The following is a 17,888-nucleotide window of genomic DNA, read 5'->3' as shown; positions in this document are numbered from 1 at the left end:
TCCCGCTCCTCCAGGGTCGCAAGATCCTGGGAAAACTGAACTTGCGTTTCACAGAGTGAGACGCAAGTATCGTTGCATGGACAACTCTAGCGGCGTCGGCGTTCTCGACAAGGCAGCACTGGTTTTGAGCGCCCTGGAGTCCGGTCCGGCCACCCTCGCCGGGCTGGTCGCAGCGACAGGACTCGCCCGACCCACGGCACATCGCCTCGCAGTGGCACTGGAACACCACCGGATGGTGGCGAGGGACATGCAGGGCCGGTTCATCCTGGGTCCGCGGCTGGCCGAGCTGGCCGCGGCGGCGGGCGAGGACCGGCTCCTGGCGACGGCAGGGCCCGTACTCACCCACCTGCGCGATGTGACCGGTGAGAGCGCCCAGCTCTACCGGCGCCAGGGAGACATGCGTATTTGCGTGGCAGCGGCGGAACGGCTGTCCGGACTTCGGGACACCGTCCCGGTCGGTTCCACGCTCACGATGAAGGCCGGCTCCTCGGCCCAGATTCTGATGGCCTGGGAGGAGCCCGAGCGGCTCCACAGGGGCCTCCAGGGCGCCCGCTTCACGGCGACCGCCCTGTCCGGCGTACGGCGCCGCGGATGGGCCCAGTCGATCGGTGAGCGGGAGCCGGGCGTGGCGTCCGTCTCCGCGCCCGTACGAGGCCCCTCGAACCGCGTGGTGGCCGCCGTGTCGGTCTCCGGGCCGATCGAGCGGCTGACCCGTCACCCGGGCCGCATGCACGCCCAGGCCGTCATCGACGCCGCCGCACGCCTCACCGAGGCGCTGCGCCGGGCGGGCTGACCAGCCCGGCCCTCCCCGCCTCTCCGGGCCGGCCGCTCCAACGCCGTGGCGGCCGGCCCCGCACGATTCCCTTTCTGTGGCCGGACATGCGAAAAAACCCTCCGTGAAGATCACGGAGGGTTTTTTCCTTTTTGTACCCCCGACCGGATTCGAACCGGCGCTACCGCCTTGAGAGGGCGGCGTGCTAGGCCGCTACACAACGGGGGCAAGGATCTTTTTATTGATCCAGCTGGCCTACCTGGACTCGAACCAAGACTAACTGAACCAGAATCAGTCGTGCTGCCAATTACACCATAGGCCAAAGGTGTTTTAGACCAGTACCCCCGACCGGATTCGAACCGGCGCTACCGCCTTGAGAGGGCGGCGTGCTAGGCCGCTACACAACGGGGGCCCTAGCGATCATCTCGTGAGAGATCACCGTACCCCCGACCGGATTCGAACCGGCGCTACTGCCTTGAGAGGGCAGCGTGCTAGGCCGCTACACAACGGGGGCTTTGCAACAACGCTCGTTCAACCGAGCGCTCTGCGAGCTGGCCTACCTGGACTCGAACCAAGACTAACTGAACCAGAATCAGTCGTGCTGCCAATTACACCATAGGCCACCAAACCTCAACCCCCTGAGGGGTCTTGTTCGGTCTGCGCTTTCCGGCCGGGCTTCTCGGCCCTCTCGGGCGGCGCAGGAAGAACATTACCCGAAGGTGTCCGGTGCTCCAAAACGGGTATCTCCGCGCAGCAGCTCGGGCAGCTGTTCCAGGCCGGTGATCCGGACCAGCCCGGCCTCCCCGCCGTCCCCCGAACGGTCCAGCCAGACCGCGGCCAGCCCCGCCCCGGCCGCCCCCCGGGCGTCGATCTCCGGGTGGTCACCGACATACAGCACCTCCCCGGGCGGCAGCCCCAGCGCGGCGCACCCGGCGTGGAACGCCTCGGCGGCCGGCTTGGACACCCCCAGCTCCACGGCGCACAGCACCGCCTCGAAGCGGTCCCACACGCCCAGGGCGCGCAACTTGGGCTCCTGGGCCCGCAGGCTGGAGTTCGACAGCACGGCGTGCCGGTATCCGTCGGCGAGGGAGTCCAGGACGGGCAGAGTGTCGGGGAAGAGCGACCAGGCGGCCTCGTAATGGCCGACGTAACGGCTGAACCAGGCGTCGGCCTCGGAGTCGCTCATGGCGGGCGCCCCGATGAAGGCCCGCACCCGGTCCCGGCACTGTCCCTGAAAGTCCGTCTCTCCGGCGGAGAAGCGCTTCCAGTGGATGTCGGTGACCTCACGCCAGAGGCCGAGGGCCTGCTCGGCGGAGTCGAATCCGCCCAGCAGGCCCTCGGCCTCGAGATGATCACGCATACCGGCGCGGTCCGCGCCTGTGTAGTCGAAGAGGGTGTCGTCCACGTCCCAGAGCACGGCTCGGATCGGCATGAGGACGACCCTAGTGCTGCGGCCGGAAAGGTTTGCCGGGAAGCTCGCGGCTCCCCCAGTTACCTCCCCCAGTTACCTCCCCCAGCTACCTCCCCCAGCTACCGCTGGGGGTGCCCCCAGGGTGCCCCCGGAGGTGCCACCAGGTGCGGTGCATCGCAAGGCGGAGGATCGCAGCTCGTACTCGGCCGTACTCGCGCGATGCGACAACGATGGGGGCACCTCCCGTGCCCGAAGGGCTACGGGGGAGAAGTGCCGTGCCGGGGGGCGCGAGCCGTTCCGGTCACAGCACTAGACCTCACCGACATCCCCCGCACGGGGTCCGGGGCACGGACCCCGCGCGGAACCTCGGCCACCACTTCACCCTCTCCGAACAGGACACCGTCCGGCACTCCCGCGAAAAACCCGCTCCACCACAGGGTTTATGCACACAGTGAAGCCGAGGTCCGGAATTCCAAATCGGAGAATTTTCCGACATTTCGCGAAGGCCACACAGGCATCTCCTGACCAAAAAGATCTTGTCCGGAGTGCACCTTTCCGGCTACGATCACGGCCGTAAAACCATGAAAAGGCTTCCGACCCGGAGAATTCAATGAAGCTTCACAAGTCCCTTTCCCTGGCAGTTTCACTCCCCGCCGCCGCAGTCGTGGTCCTCGGTGTGGCGCCGCAGGCCCAGGCGGACGCGGGGACCGGCTGCAGCAACTATTCGACAAACTGTGGAATCTTCTACTACAACACCGGCTTCCAGGGGTCGCGCACCGCCTTCCGCTGGGACAGCGTCCCCGATCTCGCAGGCTACAAGTTTCTGACTTCCGGGGCCGGGCAGGGTCTGTACGTCAAGAACAATGCCGCCTCATTCTACAATTCGAGCGACAAGCTGGCCACTATTTTCTACAACAGCAATTACGGCGGCGCCTGCGACACGGTCGCAGCATGGGCCGACGCCTACCAGCTCCGCAACACGTACAACGAGAACGCTTCTCTCGGGTTCGGAAAGTCCGGGTACAACTGCTACAAGTTCTGACGCCGCACATCGAGCGCACATGCCCCCATGGCGAGCCCCGTGTGAAGGGTCCGACCCCGTGCCGGGCTCGCCGTGCGCATTCCTCGCCGTACCCGGCGAATTCCTGTGCGCGTACTACACATGGGAAACATTCCGATGAGACGTCTGGTCGTCCCCGCACTCTCCCTTTCGTTCCTGCTGCTCGGATGCGCGTCGGAGGGCCGGCCGGAAGAGGCCCGCACGACTCCGGTGGACAACACCCGCAGTGCGGAGCCTTCGGTCTCGGCGAGCCCCTCCGGTCCGGGCAGCCCGGAGAGAAGCGATTACACCTTTCGGCTCCCCATCGCGGCATACAGCTACAGCGACGCCGAGTACGCCGTCATCGAATCGGCCCAGCTGGTGCTGGCGAAGAAGTGTGCGGCACGTTTCTCTCTCGCGTACCGGCCTCCCGGAACCGCCCCGGCCCCTCCCTCCGCCTCCGACCGGAGGTACGGCCTTTCGAGTGCGGCCGAGGCTGCCCGCTTCGGATACCGGATGCCGCCGCAACCGGCACCAGTCGCCGAGAAACTCGATGCCGATACACGTCTTGTCCTGTACGGCAGACGGGCCGCCGGTGGCGCCACCGGACCGCTCGAATACCGCGGGCAGAAAGTACCGGAGACCGGGTGTCTGGGTGAGGCCATCAAGACGTTCGACGAGCGATATGAATACCCGGCAGGAGTCGAAGCGGCGCGCACGACAGCGGTCGAGAGCTACCGGGAGTCCCTCAAGGACGCCAGGGTGCGGGCTGCGATCGGCGACTGGTCCGGCTGCATGAAACTCAGAGGGTTCGACTACGCATCGCCAATGGATTCACTTGGCTCTCCGTCGTTCCGCGAAGGCAGGATATCGGCCGAGGAGAAGGAGACGGCCGTCGCCGACGTGACATGCAAGCTCAGTACGAATCTCCTGGAAACATGGTTCTCCGCGGAGTCGGACATCCAGAGCAGAATGATCGACAAGAATTCGAAGGTGCTGCAGAAGCTGCGCGAAGTACACAGGAAAAAGCTGCAGGAAGCCGAGAGGATCGTCGCGGACGCATAACACCTCGGGGGTGGCGGCCGATACGGCTGCCACCCCCGAGGCGGTTCAGGAGACGCCTACGCGGCCAGCTTGGCCAGCGCCGCGTCGATGCGCGCGAGCGTGCGGTCGCGGCCCAGGATCTCCAGGGACTCGAAGAGCGGCAGGCCGACCGTGCGGCCGGTGACCGCGACGCGGACCGGGGCCTGTGCCTTACCGAGCTTGAGACCGTGGGCCTCGCCGGCGGCCAGGACGGCCTCCTTGAGGGCCTCGGCGTTCCAGTCCGCGGCCGCCAGCCTCTCGCGGGCGGTGCGGAGCAGGGCGTCCGAGCCCTCCTTCATCGCCTTGGTCCAGGACGCCTCGTCCTCCACCGGCTGGTCGAGGAAGAGGAAGTCCACGTTGGCGGTGATGTCGGACAGCACCGTCAGACGGGTCTGCGCGTGCGGGGCGATCGCCTCCCAGGCGGCCTGGTCGAACGCCTCGGGGGCCCAGGGGGCGTGCGGGGCCTTGAGCCAGGGGCCGCAGGCCTCGGCGAAGGCCTTCACGTCCAACTGCCGGATGTGGTCGGCGTTGATCGCCTCGGCCTTCTTCAGGTCGAAGCGGGCCGGGTTGGCGTTGACGTCCGTGATGTCGAACTTCGACACCATCTCCTCGATCGAGAAGATGTCCTGGTCGGCGGAGAAGGACCAGCCGAGCAGCGACAGGTAGTTGAGCAGGCCCTCGGGCAGGAAGCCGCGCTCCCGGTAGAGGTTCAGGGAGGCCTGCGGGTCGCGCTTGGAGAGCTTCTTGTTTCCCTCGCCCATGACGTACGGCAGGTGGGCGAAGGCCGGGATCTCCTTGGCGATGCCCAGTTCGATCAGCGCCTTGTAGAGCGCGATCTGGCGCGGGGTGGAGGACAGCAGGTCCTCGCCGCGCAGGACGTGCGTGATCTCCATCAGCGCGTCGTCGACCGGGTTGACGAGCGTGTAGAGGGGGTTTCCGTTGGCGCGGACGATGCCGTAGTCCGGGACATTGTCCGGGGTGAAGGTCAGCTCGCCGCGCACCAGGTCGGTGAAGGTGATCGGCTCGTCGGGCATCCGGAAGCGGATGATGTGCTCGCGGCCCTCGTCCTCGTACGCGGCCTTCTGCTCGGCCGTGAGGTCACGGCACTTGCCGTCGTAGCCGGAGGGCCTGCCGGCGGCGCGGGCGGCCTCACGGCGTTCGTCCAGCTCGTTGGCGGTGCAGTAGCAGGGGTACGCGTACCCGCCGTCGACGAGCTTCGCGGCGACGTCCTGGTAGATGTCCATCCGCTGGGACTGCCGGTACGGGGGGTGCGGGCCGCCGACCTCGGGGCCCTCGTCCCAGGTGAAGCCCAGCCAGCGCAGCGAGTCGAGGAGCTGGTTGTACGACTCCTCGCTGTCGCGCGCGACGTCGGTGTCCTCGATACGGAAGACGAACGTTCCGCCGTGGTGGCGGGCGAAAGCCCAGTTGAAGAGGGCCGTGCGGACCAGACCCACATGGGGGTTGCCGGTCGGTGAGGGACAGAAACGTACGCGGACGTTCGCGTTAGCCACGCTTGATCACCTTATTGGTGAGAGTGCCGATGCCTTCGATGGTGACGGCGACCTCGTCGCCGACGTTGAGGGGGCCGACCCCGGCGGGAGTGCCGGTGAGGATGACATCGCCGGGAAGCAGCGTCATGGCCTCGGTGATGTGGACGACCAGGTCCTCGATGGAGCGGATCATGTCGCTCGTACGACCCAGCTGGCGCTGTTGGCCGTTGACCGTGCACTGGATGGTGAGGTCGCTCGGGTCGAGGTCGGTCTCCACCCAGGGGCCGAGCGGGCAGGCGGTGTCGAAGCCCTTGGCGCGGGCCCACTGCTTCTCGCGCTGCTGGACGTCACGCGCGGTGACGTCGTTGGCGCAGGTGTAGCCGAAGATGACGTCCTTGACGCGCTCGCGCGGGACTTCTCGGCACATCCGGCCGATGACCACGGCCAGCTCGGCCTCGTGGTGCAGCTCGTCGGAGAAGGAGGGGTACTCGATGGCGTCGCCGGAGCCGATCACCGAGGTGGTGGGCTTGAAGAAGGCGACGGGGACGTCGGGCACCTCGTTGCCGAGCTCTGCGGCGTGCTCGGCGTAGTTGCGGCCGATGGCCACGACCTTGTTGGGGAGCACCGGCGGCAGCAGCCGGACCTTGCTCAGCGGGACCTTGGTCCCGGAGAGCTCGAAGTCGACGTAGGGGATGCCCTTGATGATGTCGAGGACGAGGCCGTCGGGGCCTTCGCCCTCGACCGCGCCGAAGGCGACATTGCCGTCGATGGAGAACCTGGCGATGCGCACGGTTAGCTGTCGCCCCTCACTTGCTGGCTGTCTGGAGACTGACGCTCCAGGCTAACGCGGGTGAGGGCGGCAGCCGCTCCCATTACGGCGTGACGGTGGCGGCTTCCGGCGCCTGCATCAGGATCGTGCGGCGAGGGTTGGCGGTCTGGGCCGGCAGGTCGACGGAGTGCTCCGGGCGCTCCACGGACTGCAGCTGGGCGGCGTCCTCGAGATGCGCCAGCGTGGTGCGGCGGGGGTTGGCTATGGTGCGGAACATCTGCGTCGTCTTCATCTGCTTCTTCGGGCCTTGTCGGTACGGGCGCCCGCGGGCGCGGTGGAGTCCCCCCGGAATCTCTCCGGGGGAGGATTCGCCATCCCTGTAAAACCTCAGGCTAAACATCGAATTCCCTGCGAAAACGAGGATTCGACAGCGATCATGGTGTGAGTTTGCTCACGAAGTGCCGGACAAAACAGCCAATCCGGACCGTCGAATCTGCTTACGGAAACGGACATTCCGTAACTGAACGCTCCATTCCGCTGCCGATCATGGCGACTGGGACACCCCTTACTCAGCGGTAAGCCGTACCGGAAAGTCCGAAATATCGGGGAATCTCTTCCACGAGTGGTGACTCTCTTTTCACAGTGAGTCACGGGCTCCGGTCCGTCGACCCCGGGCCTTGTTGGAGATCCGCCACTGTGCTGGAATTCCACGCACCGCCGCGGGTTCAGGCCGGCGCGCAGGGGCGCAACACAGCGCCGAGCGGCGGCGGGAAGGGGGAAAGCAGCGCCGGTCGCTCACGACCACCCACGGGGCGCTTCGCGTCCCACCACGCCGACACCGCCTCGCCGTCATACGGAGGGGCGCCTGGTCCAGAGGTTGCGACGCTAGTGCAGGGACGTTTCAAGAGGGATGGCAGCGCTGCGGCCGAGCAGGAGCCGCGGGGCGGGAACGACCGCGGATCCTCGCCTCAGCACGCCCAGAACCAGGGTCCGGCACAGGCCGGCGACGAGGGCGGACGTGCCGCCCTGCCCGGATCGGGCGGCAACAGCAGCAAGGACGCCTCCACGACAGCCGACACGGTGAAGCCGGGCACCCCCGCTCCCGTCTCCGCCGGCTCCCGAATGGCCCTGCGCAACTGGCGCATCAGCACCCGCCTGGTGTCTCTGCTGGCCCTGCCGGTGGTCGCGGCGACCACACTGGGCGGGCTCCGCATCACCGAATCCATGAACGACATGGAGCAGCTGGACAAGATGCAGCTGCTCACGGAGATGACCAAGCAGGCGACCAAGCTCGCCACGGCGCTCCAGAACGAGCGGGACAAAACCGCCGGGCCGCTCTCCAGCAATGTCGACGGCGCCACCGTCCAGGGCACGGTCACCGAGGCCCGCCGGCTCACCGACCGCGCCTACGAGGCGTTCCAGGCGGGCACCAGCTCGATCGAGAACGCCGACCACAACGATTCGCTGGACTCGGTCCGCGGCAACCTCACGGACATCCAATACCAGCTCGGCACGCTGAAGCAGCTCCGCCAGACGGCCTACACCGAGGGTGCGGACTTCCAGACGGTCGCCAAGTACAACCGCCTGGTCGAGTCCCTGCTCAGCCTCTCCCAGGACATGGCGCAGGCCACCTCCAACCCGGAGATGATCCAGCGCACCCGCGCCCTGGCCGCGTTCTCCTCCGCCAAGGAGTACGCGTCCATCCAGCGCGCCATCATCGCCGCCTCCCTGCCGCGCAGCGGTGACGGCAAGCCGGACATGAAGGAACCCGACCGGATCTACGGCAAGACCGCGTTCGACGACGAGGCCGCCGCACTCCAGACCTTCAGCGTCGTCTACTCCGGCAACGCCGAGGAGCTGCTCTCCCCGCTGACGACCGGTAATTCCGAGATCACCAGGGCCAACACATACGCCAAGCGCGCGCTGAGCCGTGAGGGCGAGATCAAGACGCTGCCGGCCACCTCGTACATGGACTGGACCGACCTTGACTCGATCAAGATCCAGTCCATGAACCAGATCGAGGAGACCCTGCTCGGTGAGATGGAGCAGAAGGCCCGTGAGCTCCGGCGGGAGTCGCAGCGGGACGCGATCATCTCCGGTGCGCTGATCCTCCTCGTTCTCGGTGTCTCCCTCGTCGGTGCCTTCGTCGTGGCCCGGTCCATGATCCGCTCGCTGCGCCGGCTCCAGGACGCCGCCACCAAGGTCGCCCAGGAACGTCTGCCCGATCTGGTCAAGCACCTCTCCGAGACCGACCCGCAGGACATCGACACCACCGTCGAGTCCGTCGGTGTGCACTCCCGGGACGAGATCGGCCAGGTGGCCGCGGCCTTCGACGACGTGCACCGCGAGGCGGTCCGTCTCGCCGCCGAGCAGGCCCTTCTCCGGGGCAACGTCAACGCGATGTTCACCAACCTCTCGCGCCGCTCCCAGGGCCTTATCCAGCGTCAGCTCTCGCTCATCTCCGAGCTGGAGTCCCGCGAGGCCGACCCGGACCAGCTGTCCTCACTCTTCAAGCTCGACCACCTCGCGACCCGTATGCGCCGTAACGGCGAAAACCTCCTTGTCCTCGCGGGCGAGGAGCCGGGCCGCCGGTGGACCCGCCCCGTCCCGCTGGTCGACGTGCTCCGTGCCGCCGCCTCCGAGGTGGAGCAGTACGAGCGCATCGAACTGGCCGCGGTCCCGGCGACCGAGGTCGCCGGCCGCGTCGTCAACGACCTCGTGCACCTCCTCGCCGAGCTGCTCGAGAACGCGACCTCCTTCTCCTCCCCGCAGACCAAGGTCCGCGTCACCGGTCACGCGCTGCCCGACGGCCGTGTGCTCGTCGAGATCCACGACACCGGTATCGGCCTCTCCCCCGAGGACCTCGCGGCGATCAACGAGCGGCTCGCTTCGCCGCCCACCGTGGACGTCTCGGTGTCCCGGCGCATGGGTCTGTTCGTGGTCGGCCGCCTGTCCCTGCGGCACGGCATCCGTATCCAGCTGCGGCCCTCCGACTCCGGAGGTACGACCGCGCTGGTCATGCTCCCCGTCGATGTCGCCCAGGGTGGCAAGAAGCCCCCGGCCAAGCCCGGTGCCAACGCCGGCGGCCAGGCCCCGGCCGGCGGCCCGGGTGGCGCCGGAGGCGCCGGTGGTCCCGGCGGCGCCGGACGCCTCGCCGGCGGTCCGCGCACCGCGCTGCCGGCCAACGACGGTGCACCCCAGCAGGGCGGCACGGGCATGGCGAGCGCCTTCGGCCATCGTGCCGGCCAGGGCCTGGGCGAAGCCCGCCAGCAGCGCGCGCAGCGCGGCCAGAACACTCAGAACGGCTTCCGGCCCGCCGGACCGTCCCTCGCCGAGGGCCAGGGCGGTCGCCGGCCGCTGGCGCAGTCCGACGGTCCGCGCGCCGAGCTTCCGGGCGTCGGCAACCCGCAGCAGCGCCCGCAGCCCGCAGGCTGGGGCAACGGCCAGATGGACGCGCCACGCGGCCACGAAGAGGCCGAGGCCACCGGCCCGTTCGCCCGGACCGGCCTGGACGAGCAGCAGGGCCCCGGATCGACCTCCGAGTTCCCGCGGCCTGACTTCTCGGCCCCGCAGCCGGGTGCCCAGGACCCGGCCTCCACCGGCCAGTTCCAGCGCCCCGATGTCTACGGCAACCAGGGCGGCGGCCAGGCCTACGGCCAGGACCCCACCTCCACCGGCCAGTTCCAGCGCACCGACATCCACGCCAACCAGGACAACCAGGCCTACGGCCAGGACCCCGCGTCCACCGGCCAGTTCCAGCGCCCGGACGTCTACGGCAACCAGGGCGGCGGCCAGGCCTACGGCCAGGACCCCACCTCCACCGGCCAGTTCCAGCGCACCGACATCCACGCCAACCAGGACAACCAGGCCTACGGCCAGGACCCCGCGTCCACCGGCCAGTTCCAGCGCCCGGACGTCTACGGCAACCAGGGCGGCGGCCAGGCCTACGGCCAGGACCCCACCTCCACTGGCCAGTTCCAGCGCACCGACATCTACGCCAGCCAGGACAACCAGGCCTACGGCCAGGACCCCGCGTCCACCGGCCAGTTCCAGCGCCCGGACTTCGGTGCGCCCCAGGACCCCGCGTCCACCGGCCAGTTCCAGCGCCCGGACTTCGGTGCGCCCCAGCAGCCCCATCAGCCGCAGCAGCCGGCCCGGGAGTTCCAGCAGCAGTACGCGCCGGAGCCCCAGCGGCCCGCCGCCCCGGCGGGTCTCAGCCCGGCCGCTCCTCGGCCGCAGGGCCGTGACGCCGGCCTCGGTGTGCCGCGCCTTCCGGCCGCGAGCCTGCCCGCGCAGCCGAAGCCCGAGGCGCTGCCGCCGGCCCCCGAGGCACCCCAGCAGCCGTCCGCCGCGCGCCCCGCGCCGCAGCGACAGCCGCAGCGGGACACCGGCCACCTCGTGAGCGGCCTCGATGCCGATCCGGCGGCTCCCGCCTGGCGCAACTCGCCGAACGACGAGCTCGTCAAGCAGGCGGAGCGCACCAGGAAGCCGGCCGCGGGCGGTGTGACCACTTCCGGTCTGCCGCGCCGGGTGCCGCGTGCCAACCTGGTACCGGGCACCGCCCAGCAGCAGAACAGTCAGACCGGTCCGCAGGTTTCGCGTGCCCCTGACGACGTCCGCGGCCGTCTGACCAACCTCCGCAGGGGTATCCAGCAGGGGCGTCAGGCCGGCAACAACTCGTCCACCGGCAGCTTCACCCGCCCCACTCACCAGCAGGAGCGTGAGTTTTGAGCCCGATGAGCCAGGCGGCACAGAACCTCAACTGGCTGATCACCAACTTCGTGGACAACACCCCCGGGGTGTCCCACACCGTGGTGGTCTCGGCAGACGGACTTCTCCTCGCGATGTCCGAAGGATTTCCCCGCGACCGCGCCGACCAGCTCGCGGCGGTGGCCTCCGGTCTCACCTCGCTGACCGCGGGGGCATCCCGGATCTTCGAGGGCGGCACCGTCAGCCAGACCGTGGTGGAGATGGAGCGTGGGTTCCTCTTCCTCATGTCCATCTCCGACGGATCGTCGCTGGCCGTACTCGCCCACCCCGATGCCGACATCGGTCTCATCGGGTACGAAATGGCCCTCCTCGTCGACCGAGCGGGCACGGTCCTCACCCCGGACCTGCGCGCCGAACTCCAGGGAAGCCTGTTGCGTCAGTAACACAATCCGTAACAGGACACCCGGCGCCCCCACGCACCAGGTAACGTCCCGACCATCTTTTCCATCCGGCCGCGCACACCGTCCCCCCACCGGCCGACACGCCCGGAGGATTCATGACCCCGCCCCCCGCCTCACCCGATGCGTACGGCGCTTTGCATGAAGCGTCGTACGACGGTGAAGGCGAACAGCCGCTGGTACGTCCCTACGCGATGACCGGCGGCCGGACCCGGCCGCGTTACCAGCTCGCCATCGAGGCCCTGGTGTCGACGACGGCAGACCCTATGCACCTCGCGAGTCTGCTCCCCGAGCACCAGCGGATCTGCCACCTGTGCCGGGAGGTCAAGTCGGTCGCGGAGATCTCGGCACTGCTGTCGATGCCGCTCGGTGTCGCGCGCATTCTTGTCGCCGACCTGGCGGAAGCCGGCATGGTGGCGATCCACCAGCCGGGCAACGGAGAGGCCGGCGGAACGCCGGATGTGACACTGCTCGAAAGGGTGCTCAGTGGACTTCGCAAGCTCTAGCGGTGCCTCCCGCTCTACCACCTCCGCGAAGATCGTGGTGGCGGGCGGCTTCGGCGTGGGCAAGACCACGTTCGTCGGCGCCGTCTCGGAGATCAACCCCCTGCGCACCGAAGCCGTCATGACCAGCGCGAGCGCCGGCATCGACGACCTCACCCACACCGGGGACAAGACCACCACCACGGTGGCCATGGACTTCGGCCGCATCACCCTCGACCAGGACCTCATCCTCTACCTGTTCGGCACCCCCGGCCAGGACCGGTTCTGGTTCATGTGGGACGACCTGGTCCGCGGCGCCATCGGCGCCGTCGTCCTCGTCGACACCCGCCGCCTCGCCGACTGCTTCCCCGCCGTCGACTACTTCGAGAACTCCGGCCTCCCCTTCGTCATCGCCCTCAACGGCTTCGACGGACACCAGCCCTACACCCCCGACGAAGTACGCGAAGCCCTCCAGATCGGCCCCGACACCCCCATCATCACCACCGACGCCCGTGCCCGCGCCGACGCCAAGTCCGCGCTCATCACCCTGGTGGAGCACGCACTCATGGCACGCCTCAAGTAGTCCGGGCCATACGGAAGTTGTCGTATTCCGTGCCTGGGGCGGACTGTGGCTTCGGCCACGCTCCGCCCCGGAGTTCATAACGTTTCGACAGAGAATTCCCGAGCTTCGGACACCCGCCGCGTTCAGCCGGTGCCGCTGTGCTCATATCGGCCTCACCTTTTGGTGGGGCTCGTTCTTTATGACCGTTTTATCTGTGGCCTTCGAGGCGGGGAACAGCGGGATCCAGCTGTTTGGACCGTGGCCGCCCGGCGTGCTGGAATTCGACGGACTCCCCAGTAGTACGGCTCTGAACAATTTCGGCACCCCCCACGTGCCGACGCCGAGAGGTAGTTGGTCGAGTGAGGCGAAGCAGCGCCGGTCCCGGGCCCGAGCAGGCACGGGGCAACTTCACCCCGCCGCCGCGAACCGCGGTGCCGCCCGCCGTCGTACCCACAGCCACGCCCCCGGCGGACGGCAGCTCCAGCAAGCTGTCCCCGCGCAACTGGCGGGTGCCCGCCAAGCTGAACGCGATCCTCCTGATCCCCGCTCTGGTCGGCATCGTCATGGGCGGCTTCCAGGTGAACGCGTCGGTTCAGACGTGGAGCGACGCCCAGGACGCCGAGAAGACCGCGCTGCTCGTACGCGCCGCGTCCGAGTACGGGCAGGCGCTGCTCAACGAGCGTGACCTCACCGCCGCTCCGCTGCTGTCCGGCAAGAGCGACAGCAACGCGGTCAGCAAGGCGTACGAGACCACCAACTCCGCCAAGAGCAAGTTCGACCAGGCCGTCCAGGAGATGCCGGACACGGAGCGTCTGCAGCGCCGGCTCAACCTCTTCAGGGCCGAGGAGCCCGAGCTCGACGCCCTCCGCAAGGCCGCCTACGGCAAGTCCATGGACCCGGTGAAGACCGAAGAGGGCTACACCAAGGTCCAGCACTCGCTGATGGCGTTCTCCAACGAACTCGGCCTCGGCACCGGCAACATCACCAGCTACGGCCGTACGGTCTACGCCATTCAGCTCGCCAAGGCCGCCACCTCGCTCCAACGCTCCATCGGTACGCACCTGCTGATCCGGCCCGCCGAGGACAAGTCGGTGCGCGCCCAGCAGACCGTCGCCTTCAACTCGTACAACTACCTGGAGCAGACCGCCCTCGACGAGTACGTCTCCGGTGGCACCGAGGCGGACAGCGACCGCTTGACGGAAGTCATGCTGGCCAAGGCGGCCGACGACGAGAAGAAGCTCAAGGCCGCCGGGCTCAACCCGCCGCGCGACGAGAAGCTCTCGGTCTTCGGCGGCATGGCCCGCGAGATCGGCAAGGGCCGGGACCCCGAGAGCCTCAAGGCCGACGACATCACCGCCGAGACCTGGATGGCCGCCGCCACGGCCAAGTTCGACGGCTACAGCGAGATCGAGACCGAACTCGTCGACAAGGCCGTGAAGGAGGCCGGGGACATCTCGGCCGCCGCCGCCACCGACGCCTACGTCAACGGTGGCATCGTGGTCGTCTCGATGCTGGCCGCATTCGTCATGGGCGGGCTCATGGCCCGCCATATGAGCCGCTCCATGCGCCGGCTGCGCACCGCCGCCTTCGGTATCGCCGAGCAGCGTCTGCCGATGCTGGTCGACCAGCTCTCCCGTACCGAGCCCGGCCGGGTCGACACCCGCGTCGAGCCGATCCCGATCACGTCCCACGACGAGATCGGCGAGGTCGCCCGCGCCTTCGACCAGGTCCACCGCGAGGCAGTCCGGCTCGCCTCCGAGCAGGCACTGCTCCGGGGCAACATCAACGCGATCTTCACCAATCTGTCGCAGCGCAACCAGGGCCTGATCGAGGGACAGCTGTCCCTGATCACCGACCTGGAGAACAACGAGGCCGACCCGGAGCAGCTGGAGAACCTCTTCCGGCTGGACCACCTGGCGACCCGTATGCGCCGCAACGGCGAGAACCTCCTCATCCTCGCCGGCCAGGAACCCGGCCGCCGCTGGGACCAGCCGGTCCCGCTGGTCGATGTGCTGCGCGCCGCCGCCTCCGAGGTGGAGCAGTACGAGCGCATCGAGCTGGCCGGCGTCCCCGAGGCCGAGATCCACGGCCACACCGTGACCGACCTCGTGCATCTGCTCGCCGAGCTGCTGGAGAACGCCACCACGTTCTCCTCCCCGCAGACCAAGGTGCGCGTCACCGCGACCCGTCTCCCCGACGGCCGCGTGATGATCGAGATCCACGACAAGGGCATCGGCCTGACCTCCGAGGACTTCGCCGACATCAACCACCGGCTGGCCAACCCGCCGACCGTGGACGCCGCGATCTCGCAGCACATGGGTCTCTTCGTGGTCGGCCGTCTCGCCGACCGGCACGGCATCCGTGTCCAGCTGCGCCCCTCGGGCGAACAGGCCGGCACCACCTCCCTGGTCATGCTGCCCGACGGCATCACCCACGGCGGCGGTGGCGACGAGGGCCAGGAGAGCGCCTTCACGGTCTCCTCGATGATCCCCGAGCAGCAGTCGTTCGACCCCGTTCAGATGCGGACCGCGGCCGAACTCGGCTTCGACGACTCGCGGTACGAGGATCCGGCCGCCGCCGCGCCCGAGACGGACCCGGTGGGCCGCTCACTGATGCGCGAGGAACGCCGTGCCACGCCGGCGGCGCAGGCCGGCTCCGTACAGCCGGAGGATCACGACGAGCAGGGGTACGAAGAGCAGGGCTACGAGCAGCAGCCGTACGCCTCCGAGTACGCCGCGGAGTACCGGAACGGCTACCCCGGCGGTTACCCGGAGCAGGCCTATACGGAAGGCCCCTTCCCGTCCCTCGCGACCTCCCAGCAGCCCTTCGACGGCGCCTATGCCCCCCACACCCAGCAGGGCGAGTGGCAGGATCAGGGTGCCTACGAGGGGGCGTACGCCCCGGTCTACGGGACGGAAGCGGAATCCGCCCCGGGCGCTGACGTGATCGCCCCGGAGCGCGTAGGCTTCGATCATCCGGAGTCCGCCCCGAACACCGACCACGGTCTGACCGACGCAGGCCTGCCGCGCCGCGGCAGCCGGCAGCAGTTCCAGCCCGTGGACAGTGATGAGGAGCGGCCCGTCGCCGCGCAGCCGCAGCCGTCCGATCTGCAGGCAGCACGGAACGACGGGAACGACTCCGGTGACTGGCGCTCGGCCAATGACGAGCGCTGGCAGCGGGCAGGAAAGCTCCGCGACCCGAAGGCGGGCGGGGTCACCCCCTCCGGTCTTCCCCGCCGGGTACCCAAGGCCAATCTGGTCGAGGGGACGGCGGAGCAGACCCCGCAGGGCGGCCCCCAGGTCTCCCGTGCGCCCGAGGCCGTGCGGGGCAGGCTGAGTAACCTGCGCCGCGGTGTCCAGCAGGGACGCAACGCGGGATCGGACACGAACGGAACGGGCTTCGGCCCGGGTAGCAGCTACAACCAGGAGCGTTAGTGTGAGCCCGATGAGCCAGGCGGCACAGAACCTGAACTGGTTGATCACCAACTTTGTGGACAACACCCCCGGGGTGTCCCACACTGTGGTGGTCTCCGCCGACGGACTCCTTCTGGCCATGTCCGAAGGGTTCCCGCGCGACCGCGCCGACCAGCTCGCGGCCGTGGCCTCCGGACTGACCTCGCTGACCGCGGGGGCATCCCGGATCTTCGAGGGCGGCGCCGTCAACCAGACCGTGGTGGAGATGGAACGTGGGTTCCTCTTCCTCATGTCCATCTCCGACGGATCGTCGCTGGCCGTACTCGCCCACCCCGAGGCCGACATCGGTCTCGTCGGGTACGAGATGGCCCTCCTCGTCGACCGGGCGGGCACCGTCCTCACCCCGGATCTGCGTGCCGAACTCCAGGGGAGTCTTCTCAACTGACAGACAGGCCGTGCGTTTCTCGCCACCGCGCCGTTAAGGTGCGGTGGCGTAACAACAAAGGGACAGGGAACGGCTAGTAGGAGGAGGAACAGTGGCAACACCCCACAACAGCCACGTGTACAACGGTACTCAGCCCATTCCGGGCGAGCTCGCCCAGAGCGACCAGTACAACTTCCCCTCCGCTCCCGGCAGACAGGGTCAGCAGCTCTACCAGCAGCCCTATCAGCAGCCGTACCCCCCTTATGAACAGGCGCAGCAACGGCCTCTTCCCCAGGCGGTGTCGGGCTCGGGCGGCCCGAGTCCGCTCGTACGCCCGTATGCTATGACCGGCGGCCGGACCCGGCCGCGCTACCAGCTCGCCATCGAGGCACTGGTGCACACCACGGCCGATCCCACCAGGCTGCACGGGCAGTTGCCCGAGCACCAGCGGATCTGCCACCTGTGCCAGGAGATCAAGTCGGTCGCGGAGATCTCGGCACTTCTTTCCATTCCCCTTGGCGTGGCCCGGATCCTTGTCGCCGACCTGGCGGAGGCCGGACTTGTCGCCATCCATCAGCCCGGCGGCGACGAGACCGCCGGCGGCCAGCCAGACGTGACACTGCTCGAAAGGGTGCTCAGTGGACTTCGGAAGCTCTAGCGGAGCGAGCCGTTCTACCACCTCCGCGAAGATCGTGGTGGCGGGCGGCTTCGGCGTGGGCAAGACCACGTTCGTCGGCGCCGTCTCGGAGATCAACCCCCTGCGCACCGAAGCCGTCATGACCAGCGCGAGCGCCGGCATCGACGACCTCACCCACACCGGGGACAAGACCACCACCACGGTGGCCATGGACTTCGGCCGCATCACCCTCGACCAGGACCTCATCCTCTACCTGTTCGGCACCCCCGGCCAGGACCGGTTCTGGTTCATGTGGGACGACCTGGTCCGCGGCGCCATCGGCGCCGTCGTCCTCGTCGACACCCGCCGCCTCGCCGACTGCTTCCCCGCCGTCGACTACTTCGAGAACTCCGGCCTCCCCTTCGTCATCGCCCTCAACGGCTTCGACGGACACCAGCCCTACACCCCCGACGAAGTACGCGAAGCCCTCCAGATCGGCCCCGACACCCCCATCATCACCACCGACGCCCGTGCCCGCGCCGACGCCAAGTCCGCGCTCATCACCCTGGTGGAGCACGCACTCATGGCACGCCTGCGGTAGCCGCCGGCGCGGCAAGCCCCAAGGCCCTCGCACTCCTCCGGAGCGCGAGGGCCTTCTC

15 protein-coding genes and 5 tRNA genes are annotated in these 17,888 nt (G+C 68.5%); 11 read left to right on the top strand and 9 right to left on the bottom strand.

Features of this window, described 5'->3' with window-relative positions; all coding sequences use genetic code 11:
* Positions 1-76: 76 nt before the first annotated feature.
* On the top strand, positions 77-793 hold the full coding sequence (ndgR, locus tag ABD858_RS23370) for an IclR family transcriptional regulator NdgR (RefSeq protein ID WP_345040825.1): 717 nt from the start codon (positions 77-79) through the stop codon (positions 791-793).
* 134 nt (positions 794-927) lie between these two features.
* On the opposite strand, the gene ABD858_RS23365 is transcribed toward ndgR, so the two are convergent.
* From ABD858_RS23365 to ABD858_RS23340, 6 genes are all read right to left on the bottom strand, one after another.
* Positions 928-1,000: transfer RNA gene (locus ABD858_RS23365), tRNA-Glu, on the bottom strand.
* Between the two features lie 22 nt (positions 1,001-1,022).
* Positions 1,023-1,094 (bottom strand) — tRNA-Gln (locus ABD858_RS23360).
* 17 nt (positions 1,095-1,111) lie between these two features.
* Positions 1,112-1,184 (bottom strand) — tRNA-Glu (locus ABD858_RS23355).
* A gap of 29 nt (positions 1,185-1,213) precedes the next feature.
* Positions 1,214-1,286: transfer RNA gene (locus ABD858_RS23350), tRNA-Glu, on the bottom strand.
* A 37-nt stretch (positions 1,287-1,323) separates the two neighbouring features.
* A tRNA-Gln gene (locus ABD858_RS23345) sits at positions 1,324-1,395 on the bottom strand.
* A gap of 86 nt (positions 1,396-1,481) precedes the next feature.
* Positions 1,482-2,204 carry an HAD family hydrolase gene (locus tag ABD858_RS23340; protein ID WP_345040823.1) on the bottom strand — a complete coding sequence of 241 codons (723 nt, stop codon included), beginning with the start codon at positions 2,202-2,204 and terminating at the stop codon, positions 1,482-1,484.
* Between the two features lie 589 nt (positions 2,205-2,793).
* On the opposite strand from ABD858_RS23340, the gene ABD858_RS23335 reads away from it, so the two are divergent.
* Together ABD858_RS23335 and ABD858_RS23330 are read left to right on the top strand one after the other, a co-directional pair.
* Entirely contained in the window at positions 2,794-3,225 is a 432-nt protein-coding gene (locus ABD858_RS23335; protein WP_345040820.1) for a peptidase inhibitor family I36 protein, read from the top strand.
* A gap of 228 nt (positions 3,226-3,453) precedes the next feature.
* A complete protein-coding gene (locus ABD858_RS23330; protein ID WP_345040818.1) occupies positions 3,454-4,287 on the top strand; it encodes a hypothetical protein in 834 nt (277 codons plus the stop codon).
* Between the two features lie 56 nt (positions 4,288-4,343).
* Here the strand turns inward: ABD858_RS23330 and gltX are convergent, their stop codons facing one another.
* The 3 genes from gltX to ABD858_RS23315 form a co-directional block, all read right to left on the bottom strand.
* Positions 4,344-5,816 (bottom strand): glutamate--tRNA ligase, encoded by a 1,473-nt coding sequence (gene gltX / locus ABD858_RS23325; RefSeq protein ID WP_345040816.1) that lies wholly within the window; start codon positions 5,814-5,816, stop codon positions 4,344-4,346.
* Positions 5,809-6,585 carry a fumarylacetoacetate hydrolase family protein gene (locus ABD858_RS23320; RefSeq protein ID WP_345040814.1) on the bottom strand — a complete coding sequence of 259 codons (777 nt, stop codon included), beginning with the start codon at positions 6,583-6,585 and terminating at the stop codon, positions 5,809-5,811. Before ABD858_RS23320 ends, gltX begins: the two co-directional genes overlap by 8 nt.
* 82 nt (positions 6,586-6,667) lie before the next feature.
* Positions 6,668-6,856, bottom strand: a complete 189-nt coding sequence (locus ABD858_RS23315) for a hypothetical protein (RefSeq protein WP_345040812.1) — start codon at positions 6,854-6,856, stop codon at positions 6,668-6,670.
* A gap of 596 nt (positions 6,857-7,452) precedes the next feature.
* On the opposite strand from ABD858_RS23315, the gene ABD858_RS23310 reads away from it, so the two are divergent.
* The 8 genes from ABD858_RS23310 to ABD858_RS23275 all read left to right on the top strand — a co-directional run bounded on the left by ABD858_RS23310 (position 7,453) and on the right by ABD858_RS23275 (position 17,830).
* Positions 7,453-11,295 carry a sensor histidine kinase gene (locus ABD858_RS23310; RefSeq protein ID WP_345040810.1) on the top strand — a complete coding sequence of 1,281 codons (3,843 nt, stop codon included), beginning with the start codon at positions 7,453-7,455 and terminating at the stop codon, positions 11,293-11,295.
* A 5-nt stretch (positions 11,296-11,300) separates the two neighbouring features.
* Entirely contained in the window at positions 11,301-11,717 is a 417-nt protein-coding gene (locus ABD858_RS23305; protein ID WP_345044794.1) for a roadblock/LC7 domain-containing protein, read from the top strand.
* A gap of 113 nt (positions 11,718-11,830) precedes the next feature.
* Positions 11,831-12,238 carry a DUF742 domain-containing protein gene (locus tag ABD858_RS23300; protein ID WP_345040808.1) on the top strand — a complete coding sequence of 136 codons (408 nt, stop codon included), beginning with the start codon at positions 11,831-11,833 and terminating at the stop codon, positions 12,236-12,238.
* Complete coding sequence (locus ABD858_RS23295) at positions 12,219-12,797, top strand: GTP-binding protein (protein WP_345040805.1); 579 nt, start codon at positions 12,219-12,221, stop codon at positions 12,795-12,797. The genes ABD858_RS23300 and ABD858_RS23295 overlap by 20 nt, the downstream gene beginning before the upstream one ends.
* Before the next feature lie 338 nt (positions 12,798-13,135).
* The gene (locus ABD858_RS23290) at positions 13,136-16,210 is read left to right on the top strand and encodes a sensor histidine kinase (protein ID WP_345040803.1); all 3,075 of its coding nucleotides are present in this window, start codon (positions 13,136-13,138) and stop codon (positions 16,208-16,210) included.
* A gap of 10 nt (positions 16,211-16,220) precedes the next feature.
* The gene (locus ABD858_RS23285) at positions 16,221-16,634 is read left to right on the top strand and encodes a roadblock/LC7 domain-containing protein (RefSeq protein ID WP_010984131.1); all 414 of its coding nucleotides are present in this window, start codon (positions 16,221-16,223) and stop codon (positions 16,632-16,634) included.
* A gap of 91 nt (positions 16,635-16,725) precedes the next feature.
* Entirely contained in the window at positions 16,726-17,271 is a 546-nt protein-coding gene (locus tag ABD858_RS23280; protein ID WP_345040798.1) for a DUF742 domain-containing protein, read from the top strand.
* The gene (locus tag ABD858_RS23275) at positions 17,252-17,830 is read left to right on the top strand and encodes a GTP-binding protein (protein WP_345040795.1); all 579 of its coding nucleotides are present in this window, start codon (positions 17,252-17,254) and stop codon (positions 17,828-17,830) included. Before ABD858_RS23280 ends, ABD858_RS23275 begins: the two co-directional genes overlap by 20 nt.
* Positions 17,831-17,888: the final 58 nt, after the last annotated feature.

Source organism: Streptomyces sannanensis (assembly GCF_039536205.1).
GTDB classification, from domain to species: domain Bacteria; phylum Actinomycetota; class Actinomycetes; order Streptomycetales; family Streptomycetaceae; genus Streptomyces; species Streptomyces sannanensis.
This window is presented reverse-complemented; position numbering and strand designations above follow the sequence as displayed.